At 39.7% G+C, this 24,589-nt stretch carries 26 protein-coding genes; all 26 read right to left on the bottom strand.

The annotated features are described in order from the left end of the window. Window position 1: 1 nt before the first annotated feature. Complete coding sequence (locus QRD39_RS08665; RefSeq protein ID WP_008535389.1) at window positions 2–352, bottom strand: hypothetical protein; 351 nt, start codon at window positions 350–352, stop codon at window positions 2–4. A gap of 37 nt (window positions 353–389) precedes the next feature. Then, on the bottom strand, window positions 390–731 hold the full coding sequence (locus QRD39_RS08660; protein WP_285956242.1) for a hypothetical protein: 342 nt from the start codon (window positions 729–731) through the stop codon (window positions 390–392). An 18-nt stretch (window positions 732–749) separates the two neighbouring features. Beyond that, complete coding sequence (locus QRD39_RS08655) at window positions 750–1,247, bottom strand: hypothetical protein (RefSeq protein WP_285956241.1); 498 nt, start codon at window positions 1,245–1,247, stop codon at window positions 750–752. A gap of 368 nt (window positions 1,248–1,615) precedes the next feature. Beyond that, the gene (locus QRD39_RS08650) at window positions 1,616–3,721 is read right to left on the bottom strand and encodes an AAA family ATPase (protein ID WP_285956240.1); all 2,106 of its coding nucleotides are present in this window, start codon (window positions 3,719–3,721) and stop codon (window positions 1,616–1,618) included. 692 nt (window positions 3,722–4,413) lie between these two features. Then, complete coding sequence (locus tag QRD39_RS08645) at window positions 4,414–4,668, bottom strand: Txe/YoeB family addiction module toxin (protein WP_008535398.1); 255 nt, start codon at window positions 4,666–4,668, stop codon at window positions 4,414–4,416. 3 nt (window positions 4,669–4,671) lie between these two features. Next, window positions 4,672–4,926: a type II toxin-antitoxin system Phd/YefM family antitoxin gene (locus QRD39_RS08640; protein WP_285956239.1), complete on the bottom strand. Its 255-nt coding sequence runs from the start codon at window positions 4,924–4,926 to the stop codon at window positions 4,672–4,674. 141 nt (window positions 4,927–5,067) lie between these two features. Continuing rightward, on the bottom strand, window positions 5,068–6,159 hold the full coding sequence (locus QRD39_RS08635) for a nucleotidyltransferase (protein WP_285956238.1): 1,092 nt from the start codon (window positions 6,157–6,159) through the stop codon (window positions 5,068–5,070). 6 nt (window positions 6,160–6,165) lie between these two features. After that, window positions 6,166–6,906 carry a class I SAM-dependent DNA methyltransferase gene (locus QRD39_RS08630; RefSeq protein ID WP_285956266.1) on the bottom strand — a complete coding sequence of 247 codons (741 nt, stop codon included), beginning with the start codon at window positions 6,904–6,906 and terminating at the stop codon, window positions 6,166–6,168. Window positions 6,907–7,224: 318 nt separating this feature from the next. Next, a complete protein-coding gene (gene rsfS, locus QRD39_RS08625) occupies window positions 7,225–7,575 on the bottom strand; it encodes a ribosome silencing factor (RefSeq protein ID WP_080610813.1) in 351 nt (116 codons plus the stop codon). A gap of 14 nt (window positions 7,576–7,589) precedes the next feature. Beyond that, window positions 7,590–8,090 carry a cysteine hydrolase family protein gene (locus QRD39_RS08620; RefSeq protein WP_285956237.1) on the bottom strand — a complete coding sequence of 167 codons (501 nt, stop codon included), beginning with the start codon at window positions 8,088–8,090 and terminating at the stop codon, window positions 7,590–7,592. Next, the gene (gene yqeK, locus QRD39_RS08615; protein ID WP_285956236.1) at window positions 8,091–8,684 is read right to left on the bottom strand and encodes a bis(5'-nucleosyl)-tetraphosphatase (symmetrical) YqeK; all 594 of its coding nucleotides are present in this window, start codon (window positions 8,682–8,684) and stop codon (window positions 8,091–8,093) included. Next, entirely contained in the window at window positions 8,681–9,313 is a 633-nt protein-coding gene (locus QRD39_RS08610) for a nicotinate-nucleotide adenylyltransferase (RefSeq protein WP_008535404.1), read from the bottom strand. Before QRD39_RS08610 ends, yqeK begins: the two co-directional genes overlap by 4 nt. Before the next feature lie 71 nt (window positions 9,314–9,384). Further along, window positions 9,385–9,702 (bottom strand): ribosome assembly RNA-binding protein YhbY, encoded by a 318-nt coding sequence (gene yhbY, locus QRD39_RS08605; protein ID WP_008535405.1) that lies wholly within the window; start codon window positions 9,700–9,702, stop codon window positions 9,385–9,387. A gap of 253 nt (window positions 9,703–9,955) precedes the next feature. Continuing rightward, window positions 9,956–11,074, bottom strand: coding sequence for a ribosome biogenesis GTPase YqeH (yqeH, locus tag QRD39_RS08600; protein WP_285956235.1), 1,119 nt, complete (start codon window positions 11,072–11,074; stop codon window positions 9,956–9,958). Further along, window positions 11,074–11,601, bottom strand: a complete 528-nt coding sequence (locus QRD39_RS08595) for a YqeG family HAD IIIA-type phosphatase (RefSeq protein WP_002887385.1) — start codon at window positions 11,599–11,601, stop codon at window positions 11,074–11,076. Before QRD39_RS08595 ends, yqeH begins: the two co-directional genes overlap by 1 nt. 131 nt (window positions 11,602–11,732) lie before the next feature. After that, window positions 11,733–12,650 carry a DMT family transporter gene (locus QRD39_RS08590; RefSeq protein WP_285956234.1) on the bottom strand — a complete coding sequence of 306 codons (918 nt, stop codon included), beginning with the start codon at window positions 12,648–12,650 and terminating at the stop codon, window positions 11,733–11,735. Window positions 12,651–12,725: 75 nt separating this feature from the next. After that, on the bottom strand, window positions 12,726–13,109 hold the full coding sequence (locus tag QRD39_RS08585) for a hypothetical protein (protein ID WP_118058324.1): 384 nt from the start codon (window positions 13,107–13,109) through the stop codon (window positions 12,726–12,728). A gap of 130 nt (window positions 13,110–13,239) precedes the next feature. After that, entirely contained in the window at window positions 13,240–14,523 is a 1,284-nt protein-coding gene (locus tag QRD39_RS08580) for a hypothetical protein (protein ID WP_285956233.1), read from the bottom strand. A gap of 96 nt (window positions 14,524–14,619) precedes the next feature. Then, on the bottom strand, window positions 14,620–16,062 hold the full coding sequence (gatB, locus tag QRD39_RS08575; protein ID WP_285956232.1) for an Asp-tRNA(Asn)/Glu-tRNA(Gln) amidotransferase subunit GatB: 1,443 nt from the start codon (window positions 16,060–16,062) through the stop codon (window positions 14,620–14,622). Next, window positions 16,062–17,528 (bottom strand): Asp-tRNA(Asn)/Glu-tRNA(Gln) amidotransferase subunit GatA, encoded by a 1,467-nt coding sequence (gene gatA, locus QRD39_RS08570; protein ID WP_285956231.1) that lies wholly within the window; start codon window positions 17,526–17,528, stop codon window positions 16,062–16,064. Before gatA ends, gatB begins: the two co-directional genes overlap by 1 nt. Continuing rightward, a complete protein-coding gene (gene gatC / locus QRD39_RS08565) occupies window positions 17,528–17,830 on the bottom strand; it encodes an Asp-tRNA(Asn)/Glu-tRNA(Gln) amidotransferase subunit GatC (RefSeq protein WP_002884769.1) in 303 nt (100 codons plus the stop codon). Before gatC ends, gatA begins: the two co-directional genes overlap by 1 nt. Before the next feature lie 151 nt (window positions 17,831–17,981). Further along, the gene (locus QRD39_RS08560) at window positions 17,982–19,454 is read right to left on the bottom strand and encodes a glycosyltransferase (RefSeq protein ID WP_285956230.1); all 1,473 of its coding nucleotides are present in this window, start codon (window positions 19,452–19,454) and stop codon (window positions 17,982–17,984) included. After that, window positions 19,451–20,644 (bottom strand): glycosyltransferase family protein, encoded by a 1,194-nt coding sequence (locus QRD39_RS08555; RefSeq protein ID WP_285956229.1) that lies wholly within the window; start codon window positions 20,642–20,644, stop codon window positions 19,451–19,453. The genes QRD39_RS08560 and QRD39_RS08555 overlap by 4 nt, the downstream gene beginning before the upstream one ends. Window positions 20,645–20,775: 131 nt before the next feature. Further along, the gene (locus QRD39_RS08550; protein WP_285956228.1) at window positions 20,776–21,657 is read right to left on the bottom strand and encodes a glycosyltransferase family 2 protein; all 882 of its coding nucleotides are present in this window, start codon (window positions 21,655–21,657) and stop codon (window positions 20,776–20,778) included. A gap of 3 nt (window positions 21,658–21,660) precedes the next feature. Then, entirely contained in the window at window positions 21,661–22,869 is a 1,209-nt protein-coding gene (locus QRD39_RS08545) for a glycosyltransferase (RefSeq protein WP_285956227.1), read from the bottom strand. Window positions 22,870–23,101: 232 nt separating this feature from the next. After that, the gene (locus QRD39_RS08540) at window positions 23,102–24,541 is read right to left on the bottom strand and encodes a 6-phospho-beta-glucosidase (RefSeq protein ID WP_285956226.1); all 1,440 of its coding nucleotides are present in this window, start codon (window positions 24,539–24,541) and stop codon (window positions 23,102–23,104) included. Window positions 24,542–24,589: the final 48 nt, after the last annotated feature.

Genomic DNA, 24,589 nt, shown 5'->3' with positions numbered 1-24,589 from the left:
GCTACTTACCTTTTTGTGTTGCTTTCCACCTTTTAAATTCTTGATATTCTCTAAAGCTCTCTTCATCAGACAACTCATGTTCTTCATCTGATTCATAAGATGGCGAGACAAACTCTTCAAAATCGTCTAAAAATCCGTTATTATGATTTTTTCTACTTTTCCTCCAAGTTCTACCTTGTTTTATAGCAGTGTCTGAATTGATTTTATTATTTATTACATTTCCTGCTATCGCTCCTAAACCGAGCCATTTTGCTATATTACCTAATTTATTGATTACTTCTGAAATTGTAGCAAAAATCATGATAATTACCACGAATGCCATAAAGAAAAACATTGGCCAAAATAAATCCATTTTACCCTCCTTGAAATGATTTTCTCATATTGAACTATTAAAATTTTTTCAGGCTCGCTAGATACAATGAACCACCGATTATTCCTAAGATTCCGCCAATCCATCCCAAGAAAGGAATAAGAGAAATCGCTCCTCCAACAATCAAAAGTACACTAGGAGCAGTTCCTACCGGAGTATCCCCTTTATAATATACAGCACCAACTATTCCAAGTACTAGTAGTGCTAGCTTTACAAGATATACAAACAAAGTCATTAATCCAGTCGCAACCTCTGATCCCGAAGATGCTACACCTAAAATAAACCAGATTGCAAAAAGAAGAAAGATTCCTCCGATTAGTCCTACTACTCCATTTGTCACAGCTAATGTTTTTGTTTTCATTTGTTCTCCTTAATTATATTATTGAATTTGGGTTGAAATATTATCTGTATATTCTTTCAACCCATTACGGTAATTTTTCAAGAATTCAACTAGACTATCTTTACCAACAATCTTAGTATTTCCCATCGGACCGTATTCTTTTTTCTGTTCTTCCAAAGACTTTAATGACTCTTGTTTCATTTGCTCAATTGTATTTGCGTCATCAAGTACTGTACCAGCAACAGCATTTTGATAATTCGTTAGATATTCATCAACAATTTTCGAATACATCGTTAGATAGTCGTTATAGGTTGAAATACTCTCAATTGTGGCATCAGATGTGTCCTGAGGGTTAAAATTACTTGAACTTACAGAACCTGAAGAGCTTGACGTTGTTGAAGAACTTGAAGATTTACTTGTAACTCTTCCTGAAACATTTTTTGCAGTATTTATTAAGTTCTTACTGACCGAACAACCTGTTAATGCTATAGATAGTAAAATCACAGCAAAAGTAATTAAACAATTTTTCTTTTTCATAAGGATTCCTCACCTAAATTTAATTTTCTGTAAACATTATATATATATATATACGTTGTCAACGTTTTCTTGAAAATAGAATATATTTTTAACTATTTATCAGATTATTATAATTTAAATAATTTTATCTCATTTTATATTTAAGAATAAATATACAAGACTTTCCGCTGTGCTACAGGTGATAGAAGCACTATTGCTTCTATCACTCGGAAGATTTGAGACTTAGGCTCAAATCTTAGGAATGGAATTCCGCTAGGAAGTCGCTTCCGTCCGTAGCACCCAAGGAAAGTCTTAAATAAAAAAGAAAAAAAACAGAGATGTCTACTAACATCTCTGCTTCATAATAGGATTAGGAGGTTTTATGCTTTTTATTTAGCATCTTTTTCTTTGATAACCAAGACACCATCTTCCATATCAGCTTCTAGGTGTTTAGCATCAAGGTTATCCAAGTGGAAGTCTGTGACTTTATCACGGATTTGTTGTTCAACCACACGACGGAGTGGACGAACACCCATGACTTCATCGTAGCCTTCTTCAGTCATGTATTCTTTGGCAGCTTCGCTAACTGCCAAGTCGATTTCTTTCTTAGAAAGGGTCTTATTGACATCTACCAACATCAAATCAACAATCTTAGAAAGGTTTTCCTTGCTCAAGTGTGAGAATTCAATCACAGCATTGAAACGGTTTAAGAATTCAGGACGGAAGTAAAGTTTCAAACGATCCAAGAGTTCTGGTTTTTCCGCATCTTCTGTCAAGTTAGCTTCATAACCAAAGCCAGCGTTTGAAGTTGCGATAATGACAGTGTTCTTGAAGTTTACAGTGTTACCTTGACCATCAGTCAAACGACCATCATCCAGAACTTGGAGGAGAAGGGTGATGACTTGAGGGTCTGCCTTTTCAATTTCATCAAGAAGGATGATTGAATAAGGGTTACGGCGAACACGTTCTGTCAAGGTATTGCTATTGTCATCATAACCAACATAACCAGCTGTTGTACCAATCAATTTAGAAACGGCTGTGCGGTCACTGTATTCTGACATGTCCAAACGGATGATAGCATCTTTTGTACCGAACATATCAAGGGCCAATTGTTTAGCCAACTCAGTTTTACCAACACCAGTTGGTCCCACAAAGAGGAAGCTACCAATTGGACGGTTACCTTCGTCGAATCCTGCACGGTTACGACGGATGGCACGCGCTACTGCTTCAACGGCCTTATCTTGACCGATAACCTTAGTTTGCAAACGGTTACCCATATCTTTCAAACGTTCGATATCAGTTGCACCCATTTGAGATACTGGAATACCAGTCATACGTTCTACAGATTCAGCCACATCGTTTACCGTAGCAGTCACCTTGTGATCTTCTGCATGGTTAGCAATTTTCTTTTCAAGTTTTTCAATACGAACCTTAGCATTTAGGGCTGCTTCGTAATCTTCTTTAGCAGCTGCAGCTTCTTGTTTAGCTTTTTCTTCTTCGATTTCACGTTCAACAGCATTGACATCAGTTACTGGATGTTGTGCTGCCAAGTGAGCTGCTGTCACGTCTACAAGGTCAATAGCCTTATCTGGCAAGCTACGTTGTGGAATGTATTGTACTGAGAAATCAACCGCTGCTTTCAAGACATCATCTGGCAAGATAACATTGTGGTGTTTTTCATAAAGATCACGGATACCTTGGAGAATCTTGAAGGTATCTTCAGCAGAAGGAGCATTGACCTTAACTTCGTTGAATCGACGAGCAAGGGCAGCATTCTTCAAGATAGTGTTACGGTATTCATCTTGAGTTGTTGCACCAATCACTGTCAATTCACCACGTGAAAGGGCTGGTTTCAAGATATCAGCAAGACCTTTAGATCCTTGACCATCGCCAGTGCTTCCGGCACCAAGAATTTGATGGATTTCATCGAAGAAGAGGATAATGTTTCCAGCTTCTTTGACTTCGTTTACCAAGTTTTGAATGTTTTCTTCAAAGCTACCACGGTATTGAGTACCAGCTTCAAGTCCAGAAATATCAATTGAAATGATTTCTTTGTTCTTGATGGCAGCTGGGACATCACCATTAACGATGGCTTGTGCCAAACCTTCAACTACAGCTGTTTTACCAACACCAGCATCCCCGACAAGGACTGGGTTATTCTTGGTACGACGAGCCAAGATTTCGCAAGCTTCTTGGATTTCTTTGTTACGTCCAATAACAGGATCCAATTTACCTTCACGAGCTTCTTCAGTCAAGTTACGACCAAGCTTAGCAAGGATACCATCTTGTTTAGGTCCTTTGGCTTGTTGTTGAGTTGGGTTTACTGCTTCACCTTCATTACCAGGCAATTGACCTGTTTGACGGTAAATCGCAAATTCTTCAGGTGTCACTTCACGACCGTTAATCATGTAGCGACGGTTTTCTGAACGGTAACCACCCATGTTACCCATCAATTGATTGAAAAGATCATCCATATTATTAAAGTTGTTGTTCATATAATTACCTCATACTGTGTTTTCTTGTGATTTTTTAAGTGTTATTTTTTAGTTCATGTGTAAATTTTGACTTTTACTGACCAAAACCCTAAAAATTTTTAGTAGCCTCAACTACTCTTCTAATAATTTCAGGTTTTGCTCTTGGCAGAAGACTGAGAACTTTCACAGTCTTGAATAAATTAACATTTAGCATAAGAGCCACCTTCTTTCTGTGAATCTCTCAAAATAGCTAACTTCCAAGCTTCTTTCAGAAAGAAACCTGTAGATTAAGGAAACCTTTTTCCCTATAGCTTTATCATATACCTTTCATCTGCTTGGGTCAAGAATTTAGTTTTGACTTTTACTGACCTTTTTAATGAAAATTTAAGCAGACAAGCTGCAATCTTTTCATATCGGTATATGGACTGTTTTGACAGCCTTCATAAGGATTTCATTTCCTTATGTTTATATTGTACAACATTAGTCAGTATTAGTCAATATCTTTTTTGACTTTTTTTGACCTTTATTGTAAATATTTTTGCAGGCAAGCTATAATTACCTTTTTACAAGGATTTAGGCTAGTCCTGCAAGATTTATAAGGAAGCAATTCTTTATGAGACTACAATACACTATTAGTCAGTAAAGGTCAATAGTTTTGTTTGATCTTTTTGAGAAAAGTTTACAAAAAGTAAAAAAGCCTACCATAGGTAGACCTAATAATGATCTTTAAAAGATAGAAAGGCGACGCTCTTACCATCAACCATATAAATTAAACGATTTTCAGCATCAATTCTTCGGGACCAAGCTCCTTGAAAGTCATACTTCAAGGGTTCTGGCTTACCAATACCTGAAAAAGGATCCCGTTGAATATCTTTAATTAGTTTATTAATTCGCTTAAGTGTCTTTCTATCCTGATTTTGCCAATAACAATAATCTGTCCATGCGTCTTCAGTAAAAGTGAGTAACATTTTCTACTCCTTTAGTGCATGTTCTTGAGTCTCTCCAGCACGTACCTGAGCCATTCCTCTTAAAACCTTGTCTGAAAGTCCTTTATTTTGAACAATCCGCAATGTTTCTTGAATGCTATCCCACTCACTCTTTGAGACCACTACAATATCTTCATCGGGATTTTTATTGACTACAGCTAAAGGTTCAAATTCATCATTAACCTTTTTCATATAATCCTTCAAATGATTTCGAAACGTTGAATAGACGACTGCTTCCATTAGCATACCTCATTTTCCTCTTTTCTTTTATTATATACCAAAAGAATAAACTTGTCAGGAACTTGTACAACTTCATTCTTTCTATTACATTTATTCGAAAAAAGATTAAAAAAGCCTACCAGGGGTAGACCTTTTATAAAACTATTTTACTCTAATTGGTACGCGTCCCCAGTTTTGTTGAGAAAGCTCGGGATTACCTAATTGATAAACATTATCTGCTTGCTGTGTAAGCATATCCCAAGGCTCCCTTCCAATCCGAGCCACTATATCCACAGATTTTTTCACAGATTTAAGGTGAGACTGCCCTTTTTGAGAAAAACCAAGCACATGAATAGATTCAGCTAGAGGGTTATCCACAGCTCCGACCAGGATATAAGTCAAAATACGACGTACACGAGCCTTCGTATAGCGTTTAGTTGCTACCTTATCCACTAGCTCCTCAACAGAAGAAACCTCACGAATAGCAGCTTTTAAACGACTGGCAATCTCTTCATTCACCTGGAAAACACTGGTCAAATCAGGGTTTGTAAGAATCTGATAAACCAGCAATTGGAAATAATTATCCCAAGAGACCTGTGGAGAAGTCTGAAAAAGTTTGCTATTGGGCATGAACTTATCCACAAAATCACTATCTTGCTTGTGGAGACGAAGACTGGTTGCTGAGGCGAAAGATACTTCCTTGTTTGAGGAATGATAGCCAGCCCCTTGTCTCTGGATAGGATTCAACTTAATGCCCTTACCAGCACAAGCTTTGGCATAGGCTAAGCCTAGGATATGATTGGGTGTATTGCCAGTAAAGGCTACACCAGCAAACTTTTCCCACATTTTTTGCGTCTTCTGTGGATAAGACAAATCACTCGGCAAACTCTCCACAAAGGCTTCCATTTCCTCAGACTTTTCAGCATAGACATCTGCTATTGCCTGATAGTCTAGGACTTCTTCCGTGCCAAAAGTAAGACTATCAATCCCCAGTCGAGATAAGATATCGACGGCCCCAGCAGCAAAATAATCGGCAGACTGAACTGCCGTCAAGAAGGGCAACTCAACCACAAGATCTGCCCCATTTTCCAAAGCCATCTGAGCCCTAGTCCACTTATCCACAATAGCTGGCTCACCTCGCTGGACAAAATTCCCGGACATGGCAACGATTTTCACGCCTTCAGCCTGATCAAAGAGATACTTGTGACCGTTATGAAAAGGATTGAACTCAGCAATAATACCTGTAACTGTCATAGGCTCTTATTTTTGGGCCACAAAGAACCAACGTGCACTAGTTTCAGTCGGTTCCTTGTCCTCAAAATCGGCGTAAAGCTTGAAGGATTTGAAGCCAGCCTGCTCCAACAAGATATCATAAGTCAAGACCTCGTAGGTACGCTCCTCATGAACCTCATCATGACGACTAAAGCTTCCATCTTCCTCTTGGACAAAGAAGGTCAATTCATGGACGATAGAATGCGGTGCCGCATCCTCATAAGTGTCCCAAAGCATAGCAAAATCTTCAGCATTTTCATGGTAAGAATAGCCAGGGAAAACCTCATCCGTTTGATAGGTTGAGTGCACATCAAAGATAAAGACACCATCCTCATTGAGGGCATTGTAGACCTCTTTGAAGACGTCCCCAACCTCTACTTCATCCTGCATATAGCAGATTGAATCTGAGTAGCAGGTCACAAAATCATACTTGCCAGCTTGCGATAAATCCAACATGTTGCCTTCAATAAAGTAAATTTTCTGTTTGGCGGAAGACGCACGCTTCTCCGCAATCTTCAACATATCAGCACTCAAATCGAGTCCAGTTACATCAAAACCAGCTTGAGAAAAACGTACAGATTGAATCCCAGTTCCACAAGCCAATTCGAGCAATTTCTTTTTGTCCTTAGTCTTTGGCAAATGACGGAGGGAGAAATCCGTCCACAAATCGTAAAGACTATCATCCATAACAGCGTCGTAGACCGCCGCAAAAGTTTCATAAGTAGCCATAATCATGATACCAAGTCCGTCCGTAATCGGAATGAAAATTAGAAGCTTTGACTTGGAATCCTGATCCAAGCCAAAGCTATCTATTTTCCGACGATTACAGGACGGGTTCAAATCCTTTCAAGATACAAAGAGCGTCAAAAGCACAGAGAAAATAGGAAAATTTCTGCCGTATCGCTAGATACAAAGAAAATTTATCTTTTTCTCACAGCTTTTAGCTCGTGTTCAGTTAACAAAACAACCAAACACAAGGCTCCATCCTTCCTATTAAATCTTTAGTTTAAGCAACAAAACCCAGTTGTCACCAACTGAGTTCAATTTTTATGCCAAATAAGCTGACACATCCACCATTGGTGCTTCATGCCAGAGTTTTTCAAGGTTATAGTGAGCACGCTCATCTTCTGTAAAGATGTGAACAACGACGTCGTTCAGGTCCAAAAGAATCCAGCCGCCCTTATTGTCACCTTCCATGTGACTAGCGTCCACACCAGCTTCTTTAACTTTCTCACGGATGTTGTCAGCAATAGCTTCCAACTGACGGCTATTCATGGCGCTCAAAATAACAAAGTAGTCTGTTAGGCTTGTGAGACCATACAAATCAAGGGCAACGATATCTTCAGCTCGCTTTTCATCAGCAGCTTTGACAACCAATTCAAGTAATTCTTCTTTCATTTAATCCTCTTTCATTAAAAAATCGTTTTGTAATCTAAGACATCTGCAAAACGTTCATCCCAAATGTTCTCGTAAAATTCATTAATCGTTTCTGCTGGAATGTCGTCTCCATCAAAGGTTGTAACAGTACCTTCGGGAACAACTAGCTTGTAGCCATGTTCGAAAGCAACTTTAACGGATGTATCAACACAATACTCCGTCTGCATACCGCATAAGACTAGTTTCTCAATTCCTTGTTGATCCAAGTATTCCTTTAATCCAGTCTCTTTAAACATGCTATTGTATCGCTTCTGAAAAACCTTTTCATCAGACTGTCTGTTTAATAGTGGCGATAATTTCCAATCTTCCGAGGTTAGAGCCTCTTCCGTTTCAATATGCTGAATATAGATAATTTCGATATTCTTGCTTCTAGCTTGGTTTTGTAAATAAGAAATTTTTTCCAATAGGCTTTTTGTATTAAAACCTGTTCCCACTAAAATATTTTGTACATCAATAATGATAAAAGCCGTCTTCATTTAGTTCTCTTTCAAATATTTCACAAAAGCATTATAGGTTTCCAAGGTTTGTGGGAAAATCGGCAAGGCCTGGTGAGCCAAGTGTTCGACCGTATGGACGGTTTCAAAGGCAACTGCCTTGTCCAAGGATTGCTCTGCTACTTGTCTAGCTTCCTCTACCAAAGGGAAATTACGGTTATGCTCAATATAATCAGCTACATAGACAATCTTGTCTAGGGTTGACATGTTATGGCTTCCGACGGTATGGATCTCGATACTACGCAGAATATCACCATCTGTCAAACCCAGGTCTTCTTGAATTTTGTAAATCCCGACCATACCATGCCAGACATTATTTCCCCATTTTTTCAATTCAGGGTCAAGCTCGTACCTATCAATAAGATTCAAGAATTCTTGATCTGGAAGCTCTTTGGCATAGTCGTGTAAAAGACCAGCCAAACCAGCTTTTTCAGTATCGTAGCCATTCTTTTCAGCAAGATGAATAGCAGCTCGCTCGACACCCAAAACATGATTGAAGCGTTTAGGACTCATCACGGCTTGCACTTTTTCAAGAAGTGTTTGACGAGAATAGCCCAAGTATTTTTCATAGGTCATTTATAAAGTCCTACTTTCTTGATATAGGCGAGTACAGATTGAGGCACCATAAAGTTAGGTGTACGATCTTTCTTGATATAATCACGAACAGCGCTTGAACTGATATCCATCAAAGGAACATCAACCCAGATGACTGGATAAGACGTTCCTGCCTTATACTTAGGACGTTGAACACCCACAAATTGCACCATCTCAATAAGTTCGTCAATGCGATGCCATTTAGGCAGGTATTCGACCATATCAGCACCGATAATGAAGTAATAATCCGTATCAGGATTGGCCTCTGTCAAGAGTTTCATGGTGTCATAAGTATAACTGATTCCCTTGCGTTCCAACTCGATGGTTTCAATATCCAAACCCTCGATACCGTTAATAGCCAACATGAGCATATTTAGGCGATGTTGTTCATCAATAGTCTCTTTTTTATCGACATGAGGTGGCTCAAACTCAGGCATGAGAAGAACTTCGTCAAGTCCTAACTGCTGACGCACCTGGTCCGCAACAACCAAGTGAGCATTGTGAACAGGGTTGAAATTTCCACCTAAAATCCCCACCTGCTTACGGCCAGTATCTTTGATTTCTTCTTCTAGTTGAACCTTTGTAAATGGGGTTACGAGATCCAGTGCCATGTACGCCTCCTCTTACTCAAACATCATTTAAATAACTTTTCTTTTGCCTTTAAGGTTTCAAAAGTCATCAACTATTTTTGGATGGCTTTAACCTTTGGTGATAACTTACGATTTTCTTTTTTAGCTGATTCTTTGTAGATAATCAAGATACGTCCAATCTTAAGGACTGTATCACAGCCAATTTCTTCTTCCAAAATTTCAGCCACTTCATGGATGTCTTCCATGGTATTTTGAAGTAGGGTTACCTTAATCAACTCACGAGCATCAAGAGCGTTGCGAACGCTCGTTTTGATATGGTCGTTAAGACCGTTTTTCCCGATTTGTACAATAGGTTTGAGAGTGTGTGCTTCTGATTTGAGGAAAGCACGTTGTTTTGATGTTAATGACATGTTTATTCCTTTTATTTTATTTGCTGTTTTTCTTAGGTGATACGGACGCTAGCAAACCACCGGTTTCATAGCTAATTTTTGAGCCTAAGGTCTCAAAAATTCTGAATCCAAGTAACATAAAATGTTACTTGGATTACTATCACAGTGAAAAACACATCGTTTGCTCATGACGTAAATCTAGGCAAACTTCATGTTCATTGAAAAGACTTTTTTATGCCTTTCCTTTCTTATACTTTTAATTACTTTATTAAGTTTAAATAATAGCTTTTCGTACGACGACGCCAACGCCTTCTGGTGCCCAGGCGGCAACGATGGTTGGTTGGTCGGCCTTTCCTTGAACACGAATCCAGCCTAGTCCCGAGAAGACAATGTCTGTCTTATCTTTGACAGTGAACTCGTGGCGGACAAGTTTTGGAAAATCGGTAAGATCCTTTGGCCCAGGCGGCATGAGGAGACTGCCAACATGCTTGTCATAAAAGGCATCTGCACCTTCAAGTTTGGTACGATGAAGCTTTAGATTATTGTCAAAGAAGGCTGTAAAACCTTGTTTATCACCATCAATAAAGTCAAAACGTCCTAATCCACCTAGGAATAGGGTTTGACTTGCATTTAACTGATAAGTTTTTGGCTTAATTTCCTTCTTAGGACTAACGTATTTGAGGTCCTTAGCTGACAGGTAATGAGCCATTTGGTGGCGATGAATAATTCCTGGAGTGTCGAAAATGTAAGTACCATCATCCAGCGGAATCTCAATCTTATCAAGGGTCGTGCCTGGGAAACGAGAGGTAGTAATGACATCTTTATCACCAGTAATTTCCTTGATAATGGCATTGATAAGGGTCGATTTACCAACATTTGTCACACCGACAACATAGACATCACGACCCTTACGGAGTTTTTCAATACGTTGAATCAACTCTTTAATAGCATGATGATTTTGAGCAGACGTCAACATGACATCCACCGGACGCATACCTTCTTCGTAGGCACGTTCTGTCAACCACTGGGTTACCTTACCATCTTTAACGGATTTAGGTAGAATATCCTTTTTATTGCCAACCAAGAGCACATCATTACCAGAAACAAAGCGTGACAAGCCCGGAATGACTGACCCATTAAAATCGAAAATATCAACGACATTGACAACGAGGGCATCGCTATCACCAACTTCGTGAAGCAATTTTAAAAATTCATCATCTGTGATATGGACATCCACAATTTCATTGTAATGACGAAGACGGAAACAGCGTTGACAGTACAAGTCTCCCGTTTCTTCAGCCTTTTTGATAGAGCTAGCAGGTGTGTAGCCAGCTTTTTCTTTATCTTCTGTTTGAATTTGGGCTCCACACCCAATACAAAATAATTCTTCCATTAAATTCCTTTGTCGAAGGTCATAGGACCATACGCTTTTTCAATCTTTTTCCACATGCGACGTTCACGCCAACGGTTAAACTTGGTCACCCAAGAATCAGACTTCACCAAAGGCTTAACCAAAATCGAGCGGATACCTGCTCGGTGGCTGGCCCTAATGTCAGTCATGAGCTGGTCGCCCACCATTACAACCTCTTCACGGTTAAAGTGATAGCGCTCAATCGCTTCATTAATCCCCTTAGTAAAAGGTTTCATGGCGCGGCTCACAAAGTCCACATGAAAATTAGCAACCGCACGTTCGACACGGTCGTGTTTGTTATTAGAGACCACAACCACTGGGATGTCAGCCTCCGTCATCTCATCCAACCAAGCACGTAGCTCAAGCGTTCCATCAGGATTGTTCCAAGCAATCAAGGTATTATCCAAATCAACCAAGACGGCACGAATACCGTGTTCACGTAGCTGGTCAGGTTTCAAATCATAAACAGCCTCCACCATAAAATGGGGCCTGTAATCGTCTATACTCATTTTTTCTCCAAAATGTTAGTTTACCTCTTATTCTACCATATTTTTAAGGTTTATGTGTGGGACTTAAGTCCTATTTTTAAGAACAGCCCATACAATAAAGAAAGAGAGCCAGCAATCACTGAACTCTCTCCTTATCTTTGAATTTTTTCTTGTTTTTTAAGGGCAACTAAATTCTTAAGCGATATGATGATAACAGCAAGAACAATTAAAAACATTCCAAGCACATCAATGGCAAAGAAGCGGTCCCCCATAATTAATACGGTTAAAATGACCGACGCTACAGGTTCTACCGAAGCCAAGAGACTCCCTTTGACAGCTCCAACCATAGTTGTCCCCTTAAGGAAAACGGTGTAAGCAAAGACTGTCCCAATGAAGACCAATCCAAAAAGTGCTAAGAGATTTCCACCATTCAAAGAAAGCTTATACTTCCAGGCTTGGATAGCAATCGGAAAGATTAAACCACCGATCAACAGACCTAAACCAATGACAATCAAACTTCCCCATTTTTCAATAGCCTTAGCAGGCAGTAAGATATAAAGTGCGTAGGTCACCGCCGAAAAGAGACCCCAGAACAAGCCCAGAGGTGTAATCGCCAGCTCCCTTATCTGACCATGCGTTGCGATGGTAAAGGTTCCCACAATAGCCAGGATAATCGCCACTAGCTCTGCTGCTGTTGGGAACCTACAATATTTTGCACATACAAAAGCCAGGATGATAACTGGGGTGACATACTGCAAGACCGTCGCTGTCCCAGCATTAGTGTATTGAATAGCACTGAGATAGGCGTACTGATTTAGTACCAGACCAAAGAGAGCAAATAAGGCGATACTTACTAAGGTTTTTCTATCTTTAATAGCTTGTACTAATTTGTCTCGCTGCCTAAAAAAGACTGAAGCCGTTAGTAAAATACCAGACAGAAGCAAACGTAAACTCGTCAAAAGATTGACATTAACACCATGAGCCATTAGGTATTGACCAGAAACTCCTGAAAATCCCCAGGCAATTCCTGCTGTCACTACCATTAAGCTCCCTTTTAGTTGTTTAGACATGTGTTTTCCTCGATTATAATAATGCTTAATTATTATATCACAGAGTGGATAAGGAAAGCGGTTACCCCATAAAACTTAAGCAGTTTTTCTTGAGGAATTTTCAAGCCACCAACCGACAACCCAGCCAAGGACTAAAAGATAATTTTCAAGAGCACCTATGGCATTGACTGAGTGATGATGTTGAAAATAGCTAAGGAAATGATTGGTCCCAATTCCAAGGCCTCCAATAATCAAAGCTATCAGTACAGCTCTCAGATAAAACCAATCGTACTTGAGATTCACGGCAAGAAGAATGATCAGAACTGCCACATTCCAGATACCAATCTCCCTCTGCCAACCAACTGAAATGCCATACCCCGAGTGACTTCCCATATAGGTTGGGAAAAATAGCTGAAAAATAATGGCACCAGTCATGGCCAGGATGACGAGGATAAATAGGACTCTTAAAAATTTGTTCATTGGGTTGCTCCTGTTTAAAAGATACTTAAATGAATATCACTAGTATAACAAAAAAAAGACCTAAGTATAACCTAGGTCTTTGAAGTTGATTATAGTCTCTCGAAAAAATACTTTACTTTATATTCGTTCGTTAATCATTAGGACAATAGTTTCCAACATAACTCAATATTTTGGATTTCCAAGGTTTACTAATCGCTTTTTCGAAATCCTTCCTTTTAACCCCCATAGAACTTGAAATGTACTCAATATATTCTTCTTTAGATCCTCTAGTCTTATCAAATAAATTTGGAGTAATTTCTTCATCCATAAATGGTTTAAAGATCAACCAATTTTCCTGATTGAAAGTTTCTAATTTAGAATCCCATTTTTTGGTGCTATTATTTATCAACTTATTATGATATACAATTCCTTGAAACTGAATACTTCCTTTAGACTTATCTAAATCAAATATAAAATCGTAATCAGTAAGATTTTCGTTCGTCTTGATTATATATTTATTGAAATTCTTCGTAACAAATACTATTTCATAAAAAAGTTGCATTCCAAAAAACAAAACAATTGATATTCCAAATGCAATTAAAGAAGGAGTAATAAATTCTGGAAATGTTTTAGGATGATCTAATTTAAACATAAAATCTTTATCCAAAAGCTTAAATTCAAAAGGACCGTCCTTAGATAATAAAATATAATAGACTCTAATTGCTATTAGGTAGATAAACCATATTATTTTAAAACATGTTTCAAAATAATTATAAACTGGTGTTGTTTCTATTTTAGATCCATAAAGAAATTGGTTTTGAGTTACAACAAATTCTTTTAAATATGGCAAAAGTAATGGAAGAAACCAAACTAGTATGGTTATTGCACTCTCTGAAATTTTTCCAGTAGTTGAATCAAAAGAAATGTAAAAAACAAATAAATCAAAAACTAAGAAGGTCGTTACAAAAAATACCAGCCCTAAAATAAAACCATCCAACACAAATTTGGATAATTGATTATCGATTTTTTGGGAAATTGTTTTTTTCTTATAGAGAGAACTAAATACAAACATAGTTCCTAAAAACAAAACTAACGATATAATTCCACTGAGACTGCTTTTACAAAAATGAAAGAGAACTAAAAAAATAATAGCAAAAACTTCGAAGAAAAACAAAATCTCAATAAATAAAAATAAGGCCCTAAATAAACCTATAAAAAATTTTTCTATTATATTTTTATCAGCTAGAAACAGTGATTTGCTATGACGAATCTGATGAATTAATGACATCAAAAGACTTAGAATAATCCACAGATATAAAATACAATTAAAATTTATTTCAAAATAATAAACTCCAACACTTGAAATAAGTAAGATAGTGACCAACACAATTTCGAGGTCTAAATTTTCTACAAACTTTTTCATATACTTTTTCATATAAAAACCCTCCATTCCCAAGTATACCAAAAAAACTAGCCTACATTCTATGTTCAACAAAGAATGTAGGCTAGTTTTTATATTAGAAAAAATTTATTACTCTTCTTTCAACTTCGCCAATTCTTGGGCAAGTAACTTGAGGGCTACTTGTGGGTTGGCTTGGCCTTTGGTTGCTTTCATGAGGAAACCTGTGAAGGCCTTGTCCGCATTCCGTTTCCCTGACTTGAAGTCGGCTACGGCTGCTTCATTGTCTGCAAAGACTTGGTGGATGATTGGAATCAAGACTTCAGGGTCTGAAATCTGTACCAACCCAGCTTTTTCGACGTATTCACGCGCACCGCCACCGTTTTTCGCCAAATGAACGAAGACTTTCTTGGCAATCTTAGAAGAAATCGTTCCATCTTCGATGATGGCAATCATTTCTACCAAGTTTTCTGGTGTCAATTGGATTTCTTCAAGCGTCTTGCCTTCTGCATTCAAGAATTGCGCCACTTCCCCTTGAAGCCAGTTAGACACTTGTTTGGCATCTCCACCAAGGGCTACTGCTGCTTCAAAGAAGTCAGAAGTGACTTTCGTCGCTGTCAATTGGTTGGCATCATAGTCAGACAAGCCAAGCTCCGCCACGTAGCGAGCACGACGGTCTTTTGGAAACTCTGGCAACTCTGTGCGCATTTCCTCAATCCACTCATCTGAGATTTCAAACAAGGGAAGGTCTGGTTCTGGGAAGTAACGGTAATCCGCTGCCCCTTCTTTGACCCGCATAAGAATCGTGCTCTTGTGGGCTTCATCGTAACGGCGTGTTTCTTGACGAATGATACCACCTGAACGCAAGATTTTCGCTTGGCGTTGCACCTCGTATTCAAGACCTTTACGGACGTTTGAGAAAGAGTTCAAGTTTTTCAACTCAGTCTTGGTACCAAATTCCTCTTGACCGTATGGACGAAGGGAAATGTTGGCATCCACACGCATAGAGCCTTCTTCCATCTTGACATCAGAAATGCCTGTGTATTGGATGACTTCTTTGAGAGCTGTCAAATAAGCATAGGCTTCTTCAGGAGAACGCATATCTGCTTCAGATACGATTTCAATCAATGGCACCCCTTGACGGTTAAGGTCCACATAAGAGAAACCGTCTGGGCTGTGGGTATTCTTACCGGCATCTTCTTCCAAGTGGGCACGTTCAATCCCGATTTTCTTAGTTGAGCCGTCTTCCAATTGCACTTCAATCCAACCCTTGTAGCCGATAGGCTCATCAAATTGCGAAATTTGGTAAGCCTTTGGATTATCAGGGTAGAAATAGTTCTTACGGTCAAAGTGCATGTGTTGGTGGATATCCATATTCAAGGCCAAAGCAGCCTTGATACCAGCGTCCACAACACCCTTATTCAAGACAGGAAGCACCCCTGGGAAAGACCAGTCAATCACATTGGTATTGGCATTTTGCTCGTTCCCAAAGTGAGCAGAGGTTGGTGAGAAAATTTTTGAATTTGTATTCAATTCAACGTGGACTTCAAGTCCGATGACTGTTTCAAAGTTCATTAATTGTCACCTCCAAAAATCACGGGTTGTTGCTTGTGGTAATCTGTCGTTGCTTCAAAGGCAGCTGCAGCTTGGTAGATAGTCTCTTCAGAATACTTAGGACCGATTAATTGCAGACCGACTGGGAGTCCTTGCGCAAAACCTGCAGGAATCGAAATTCCTGGAAGACCTGCCAAGTTGACTGGGATGGTCAAGAGGTCTGCCAAGTACATGGCAACAGGATCATGATTGAGTGAATCCAAATCAAAGGCCACGCTTGGAGCTGTTGGACCAAGGATGAGGTCGTAATCCGCAAAGACTTTTTCGAAATCTTGGATAATAAGGGTACGAACTTGACCAGCTTTCTTGTAGTAGGCATCGTAGTAACCAGATGACAAGCTAAAGGTACCCAGCATGATACGGCGCTTCACTTCATCACCAAAGCCTTGACTACGAGTGTTCACATAGATGTCATCCAAGTTCTTGGCATCTTCCGCACGGAAACCATAGCGAATCCCGTCAAAACGTTGCAAGTTTGAAGAGGCTTCAGATGAAGCAATGATGTAGTAAACGGCAACCCCGTATTTAGAATGAGGCAGGCTAACTTCTTCGACAGTTGCTCCCAATTTTTCAAAATGTTTGGCCGCATTAAGAATGGTTTCTTTGACTTCTGGGTCAATTCCTTCCCCAAGGTATTCCTTAGGAAGGGCAATCTTCATGCCTTTGATGTCTTGACCAATCTTAGAAGTAAAGTCAGCTACACGAACAGGCGCAGAAGTTGAATCCTTGGCATCTTCACTGGCAATGACATTAAGCAATTGGGCATTTTCCTTAACGGTTTGTGAGAAGGTACCAATTTGGTCCAATGAGCTACCAAAAGCAATAAGACCGAAACGAGAAACCGTTCCGTAAGTTGGCTTAAGACCAACAATCCCGTTAAAAGCTGCTGGTTGGCGAATAGAACCACCTGTATCTGAACCAAGAGACAAGCGGACTTGTCCTGAGGCTACAGAAGCTGCTGAACCACTTGATGATCCACCAGGAACCTTGCTGTGGTCCCAAGCATTTTTGGCTGGTCCATAATATGAAGTTTCACCAGATCCACCCATGGCAAATTCATCCATGTTGGTCTTTCCAATGACAATCATATCTTTGGCTTTCGCATTGGCAACCGCTGTCGCATCAAAGATTGGCTCGTAGTTATAAAGCATTTTTGAAGCTGCAGTCGTCAAGATACCATCAGTAGAGATGTTATCTTTGACAGCTAGCGGAATTCCTGACATGAGGTTGTCAGCATCGATTCCTTTTTCATCAATGGCCTTGGCTTGTGCAAGGGCAGCTTCTTCTGCCACCGTCACAAAAGCATTGACTGCTTCTTCACGCGCCTTGATATCGTCAAGCGTCGCTTGGGTCAATTCGGTTGCTGAAATTTCCTTAGAGACAAGGAGGTCGTGCAACTCTTCAATGGTTTTATGGTTGAATGACATTAGGCATCTCCTCCATCTTCTAGGATAGCTGGTACCTTGATGTAGTAATTGTCTTTTTCAGGTACATTTTTAAACAAACGGTCACGGTCCGTCCCTTTTTCAGCAACATCCGGACGCAATACAGTCTTGCGGTCAGCCATGGTCGTTGTTGGAGCAACACCCGTTGTGTCCACTTCTTCCAACAATTCCACCATGTCAACAATTTTAGACAAGGTTGTCGCAAACTCAGCTGTCTCTTCTGGAGAGAATTTTAATTTTGAAAGATTGGCAACGTGGGTTACCTCTTCTTGCGTAATTTTCATCTTGATTCCTTTCGTGAAATGATGATTTTTCAATACCTTCTATTTTATCATAATTTCAGCTATTTTGCTTGGAGGATAAAAAATCTGTAGCAACTTTTTCGTCACTACAGATACCATAGGTTCAACTTAAACCACGATATTTGAAAGATAGTTAGTCTATGGCTACCAAGAGCTTTCTCCAAGCTTCTAGGATTTCTGGCTTCAGGTATTTTTTCGCCAAATCATACGAAGCTTGATGCATAGACTCAAGATTGCCTTCTAAGACTGCTACAATCTTACCCGCCATATCAGAAACAAGTAAATCTTCATCCATGGTCTCATCATAGGAAACCAGATAACCGTTCTTCCCGTCTTTGATAAAGGTCGGATTGCCATAGCGAGCATCAAAACCGACCAAGGCAAGACCTGCTCCTACCGCTTCCATCAAAGTCAAACCAAAGGTCTCCCACTGAGAGGTAGTCACATAAAGTTCATATTGTGGGTAAATCTTCTGCAAGTTCGCATGACCTCTTAGATGGATATAACTACCTGCTCCAAGGTCATCAATCAGTTGTTCTAGATTTTCTTGTTCGACACCCTTACCATAGATATCAAAGTTGAGATTAGGCTCTTTATCATGGGCCAAAGCAACCGCTCTTATGGCTAGATCCAGCCGTTTACGTGGGTCTAATCGCGAAGCTGTTATCAAACTAAGGGGCTTTCTCTGACCATCTGGGTAACTAAGATTATCCAAATGGCCTACAGGTAGGGCATAGATAGTAGCATTGTCTAGCCCTTGTTTGTGAAAGGTAGTCTCTAGTACTGCTTTTTGTGCTTCAGTCGCTGTGATAAAGAAATCAAACCGCTGGGCATACTTAAAGATATAGTAATACTCATAGTAGAGTCCACCATTTTCAAACTCATGCTCTGAATGGAAAACAAAACCTAATTTTGCAGGTGATTGAAGCTCTAAAATTGGTCGTGCAAATGCAATCAAGGCAGCCCTATCTAATAATAGGGTATCTTCTTGTGTCAAGGAAAGGCGAGCCAAAAAGCGACGCATGACTTCCGTTTGTGACACTAAAATCTCATTCTCCAGCCTGTACAACCAAGTAGCTCCCTGCTTGAGTTCTTCAAAAGCAATATGTCCATCTTGGTTATGGAAACTTCTTCTGATGAGGATACCCTTTTCAAAGTATTCTGTAACCAGTTTACGGGTTCCATACCACTCACGCTTCAACAAAATACCATTCGTAAGGTAATCGACATAGCGGACACACCCCTTTTTACAGGGGTCCATTGTAAAGATGAGTCTACTTCCATCTGAAAACTCATAAAGGAATTCTGTTTCATCTTGCTTCTTCAAATCCAGTCGCGTTAACTGGAACTGCTGTTGCAAGGCTCCCACTGTCAATGACGGAATATAACCATCTTGGTCGGTAAAACAGACATAGGCATGCAGGAGTTCTTCATAGCGATGTCCCAGAGAAAGATAATAATCCAATTTATAGGGTTGAGGCCAAGTTGTGAAAACAAATTTAGCAGACGCATTTAATTCACGTAGCATTAAGGCTCTGGATGCTTGGGCTACATCAACACCATTAGGCTCATAGCCCACCAGTAGGTTAAAGGTGTAAATCGTCATCTTTCTCCCCCTTCCAATTGATTAAAGAAAGCCATGATTTCTGCCCTATCAGCCAGTTTTAAAGCCTCTTTTTGAGCCTTAAGCGCTCTAGGATAGCAATCTTGTTCCTGCAAAAGTTGGCGGATACTTTGCCCCATTTCCTCCACCGAAGCAAAAACAGTTGGTAGGGCCTTATAGTATTGACGGTGGACCGTTGAAGCCAAACCATACAATAGTTGCTCATTTGCAATAGCCTCAAGCGTCACATCAGAAACCTCACTGCCATAATTCAAATCAAGATAAATGGAAGATTTCCTTAGCAGCTCTCGATATTTCTTACGACTAATCCCAGGATAAAGATGGACATTCGTCTTTTCCTCCAAGCAAGTCAATTTAGGTCCCATACTAGTTAAGGCTGCAATGTGAAAAGCAATATCCGAAAACTTATCAACCAAACCAGCCAATCCCTCAATATTTTCCGAAGCAGTCATCACCATGGCTTGAGGAGTAAACGTTTTAGCCTCTTCTTGTTCTGCACCAGCGAGATAAATCAATCCCGGCCTACGCTCCTCCTGAGGATAATAATTAGCAATCAACGTATGACTTACCTGATTTTGAATGTGCTCAAGACCATCGTGACTAGCAGAACAATAGACCAGTCGTTCAGCTTGTAACAGTGGAAGCAAATTAGGATCCATACAAATGATAGTTTCGTCTGACTTCAGGATCTGCCCAAGAACAAACTTGATTACATCATCCTTACCTGAGAAAATCCTATCTCTTCCCACAGAACCCTGATGAATCAAGTAATCTTCTTGGATATAATGCAATAAGACTTCCTCTTGCGCACGATTAAAGTAAATATCCATGAGGGCTCGCCCCTCATCATCTAAAAGACGTTGCTTGGTCCGCCATCCATAACGGTTATAGTCATCAATAGCGACAACCTTTTCTCCTTGGCCGAACCACTCAACCTGCTTGACCGTGCGCTCTCTAACATTTTCACGAAAAATAATATTAGCTCGACGATCTTTGCCATCAAAAAGATAAGTCGTAATTCCCAAAGTCCAAAGCTCCCAATAAAGAGGAACTGACAAATCGTTAAAAAAGAGAGGTTTGCCTTGGTAATCATCCTCAGAGGAATAAATAAATGACGATGCCAAACTAATAGTATTCTCATCTACATCCGTTTCAAAATTAGTGTAGAACACTCGTGATCTTATTCCAAAAGAGTCTAGCAATCTTCTCAGTTTATCCATCGCTTGACTGGGTTCTTGTGCAATAATGAGCATAGTTATCCTTTCTAACTATTTCAAGCAATAAATAGCTTAAGCCTATACTTTTATTGCTCCAAAAATCTCAAGTTGACCTTTGCTGTCTGATAGGTCTCCGTATCTTGAAGGTTGGCTTCTTCCAATTTTTCAATGGCACGCTTTAAACGTGTCTTATAAATGTAACGATGCCATGTTAAATCATAGCCCAACATCCCTAGCAGTGCTAGTTTTTCATTTTTAGCTTCCATCTCATCTAAGACACGCTTTTCCGTCCAGACCTGAGATAGGGTATCCTTGCGCCCCACTCGATACCAGTAGATACATTTTTCAGTATGAATCACACGATTGGCCTTTAACAAAAGTTTATACATAAGGAAGTTGTCTTCGACATTCTTTCCAACAGGAAAACGCAGGTCCTCAAATAAGGAGATTTTGTAGAGCTTCATCATGGCACATGCCCAAGCCATATCTCTTGTCTCTTGGATAGCATCATGATCGATAATATCTCTTCCCTCATAAAGGGTTTCAGAATAATCATCCTCTGTCAGCTTAATCAAAAACTTACTCGTACTATCATTAAACAAATTATAATTGCCAGTAGAAACATCTGCCTCATACTTTTTCAGCTGATGATACAAGGTCTCCACATAATCTTCTGTCACCCAATCGTCTGGGTCTACAAAAGTAATGTAATCACCTGTAGCCAAGTCAATCCCCGTATTTCGAGCTGCAGATAAGCCACCATTAACTTGTCGGACATAGCGAATACGTGAATCTTGCTTGAAGAATTCCTTGCAAATGGCTTCTGAATGATCAGGAGAACCATCATTAACAAGAATGATTTCAAGATGAGGATAGGTCTGGTTGACTATCGTTTCCAAACACTTCCGTAAATAAGCTTCCACATTATAAATGGGAATAACAATACTAACTACTTCTTTATTTTCCATTGATTATCTCTCAATCGTATCTATATAGTCTCGAACAGCCTCTACCATTTGGTCTACTTGGTCATTCTTAAACACTTGATTCTTCCCAGTTTGGTCATGATTGGTCCCTTCAAAAGAGAAAACAGGAAGCCCCAACTGATGAATCGTTTCTGTAATATGATCAACCTCGTCAAATGGATTAATATCCAAATAAAAATCTATTTTTTCCAAAACCTTGCGACTTGTTAGAGGATCAAATGAGGGATAGAGGATAAGATTTGGATACTGCTCTAATTTCACCAAATTAAAACCAAAATGAGAGTGAGCCAAGACATGAAAAGCCACATCTGGAAAGGCCTGTAACAAGCCTTCCAACTCAAAAATATCTGCCGTATTGGTATAAATAGCCGTATGATAAGAAAAATCTCCCACCACATCACTAAAGTTGAGCTTTACGGCTGGTTTTCTCAATAAGATATCTTCCCAAGCTAGGGCGTAATAGAACCACCAAATATCCCTGAAACGATTAAAACGTTTAGCAGTCCAAGGCTTATTGTAAGAGGTGTAATGGATAACTGCAGGTACCCCTTCAAACGCATCATACCAATCCAGATCCCCGTATATATACTGGTCCTTATCAGAACCTACCTGAAGATTATAAGTCCAAGGAAGTCTGAGCCAAGCATCCTTAAAATACAAATTCAAGATTCCCTGATCACCATAGACTTCTTGGTGATGTTTCTGTGTTAAATCAAAAAGAGATTCGGTCACCTTATGTTGGCGCCACCAAGCAGTGTCAATAACCATCAAACCAGCATTGAATCCTTCTGTCGTCGTTGGACAATCCACTACCGCTCCAATACCAAGACCATTCAAATCTACCTCAAAAAGTGGTGACAAATCCTGCGTGAAAATCATATCGCAGTCTAAATAGAGAACGCGATCTTCTTGAACAAAGTCCGGAATCGCATAACGGAAGAAAGTCGCATAATGAATATGTGCACTCGGAAGCGAAAATGCTTTAAAACTTTCTGCAGATACTCGACAATTGACAACTTCCGATGCAATGGTTTCTAAACGACGATTCATAAGCGCAAACCATTCTGTTGGTAAATTCTCATTTAAGACATAGATTTTCCAATGTCCCTGATGAGCACATAGAGACTTAAGAGCCACCTCTAACTTTTCCATGTAAGATAGGTCGGCTACAAATACAACTGACTTTTTATCCATGTTTTCTCCCTCTCAAACTCTAATAAGAATATCATTTTTTAGAAAACATTACAATTTCTATACTTTAAAAAATCAGCCTAACGGCTGAGTTAGATAGAAGACAAAGTCTTCTTAATTTAAGAGACATTAAAATCATTAATCTAGGTTCTCAACATTGAACCCAGATAATTACATGACTCAAAGACCAAACATCGCTTGAATAGGAGACAGCTTTGATAAATAGTCAAAAATTCTATTCTACAGAGGCACCGTTACTTGCGATAACTTCCTTATACCAGTTAAAGGATTTCTTCTTAGAGCGTTTAAGGCTACCATTCCCATCATTATCACGGTCCACATAGATGAAACCATAACGTTTCTTCATTTCACCCGTTCCGGCAGAAACGAGGTCAATACAGCCCCATGTTGTGTAGCCCCAGAGCACTACACCATCTTCATTGATAGCATCACGCATGGCCTTAATGTGGGCTGCCAAGTAATTGATACGATAATCGTCCTCAACATAGCCGTTTTCATCTGGCCTATCCACAGCTCCAAGACCATTTTCAACGATAAACATTGGTTTTTGGTAACGATCCCAGATAGCATTGAGGGTAATCCGAAGACCTAGTGGGTCAATTTGCCAGCCCCATTCTGAAGCTTCCAAATAAGGATTTTTAATAGAGGCAAAAATATTTCCCGCAGTCTTTTCATTAACTTTTGGATCACCTGAAGCCACACGACTAGCATAGTAAGAGAAGGAAATGAAATCAACAGTATGCTCTTTAAGAAGGGCCAAGTCTTCTTCCGTCATTTCAATCTCAATACCATCACGTTCCCACTGTTTCTTAGCATAATTTGGATACTCTCCACGAGCCTGAACATCAATAAAGAAATAGCTACTGCGGTCTTCTTGCATGGCTGCCCAGTAGTCACGTGGGTGGGCTGTATTTGGATAATACTGACCAGCTGCCAACATACAACCAACCTTATTGTCAGGGTCAATCTCGTGAGCCAATTTCGTCGCCATAGCTGAAGCTACCAACTCATGGTGGGCCGCCTGGTATTTCACCTGCTCCTCATTCTCACCCTCTTCAAAGCAGAGTCCTGCTCCCATAAATGGGGCATGGAGAATCATATTTATTTCATTAAAAGTGAGCCAGTACTTAACCAAACCTTTATAACGTGTGAAAAGGGTACGACAAAGATTTTCATAGAAACCAAGCATCTTACGATTACGCCATCCCCCATACTCGGTAATCAAGTGCATGGGACAATCAAAGTGTGTGATGGTCACTAAGGGTTCAATACCATGCTTGTGACATTCCTTGAAGAGGTCCTCGTAAAAGGCAAGACCAGCTTCATTTGGCTCAGCCTCATCCCCCTTAGGAAAAATACGTGACCAAGCAATAGAGAGACGGTAGGTCTTAAAGCCCATTTCACCAAAGAGAGCAATATCTTCCTTGTAACGGTGGTACATATCAATACTTTCCTTGGCAGGATAAAAATACCCGTCCTCAAAATCAAACATCTTACGATGACCCGTGATAATGGACAGGCGGTCCTTACCAATCGGCACCACATCAACATTGGCTAAGCCACGCCCATCGGCATCATAGGCACCCTCACATTGGTTGGCTGCCGTCGCTCCACCCCACAAAAATCCGTCAGGAAATGTTAATTTTTTAGTCATCCTTCTACCTCTTCTGTATGTCAACTTTATTTAGTAATAGTATACAAT

The organism is Streptococcus raffinosi (assembly GCF_030284685.1).
GTDB lineage: Bacteria > Bacillota > Bacilli > Lactobacillales > Streptococcaceae > Streptococcus > Streptococcus raffinosi.
This window is presented reverse-complemented; position numbering and strand designations above follow the sequence as displayed.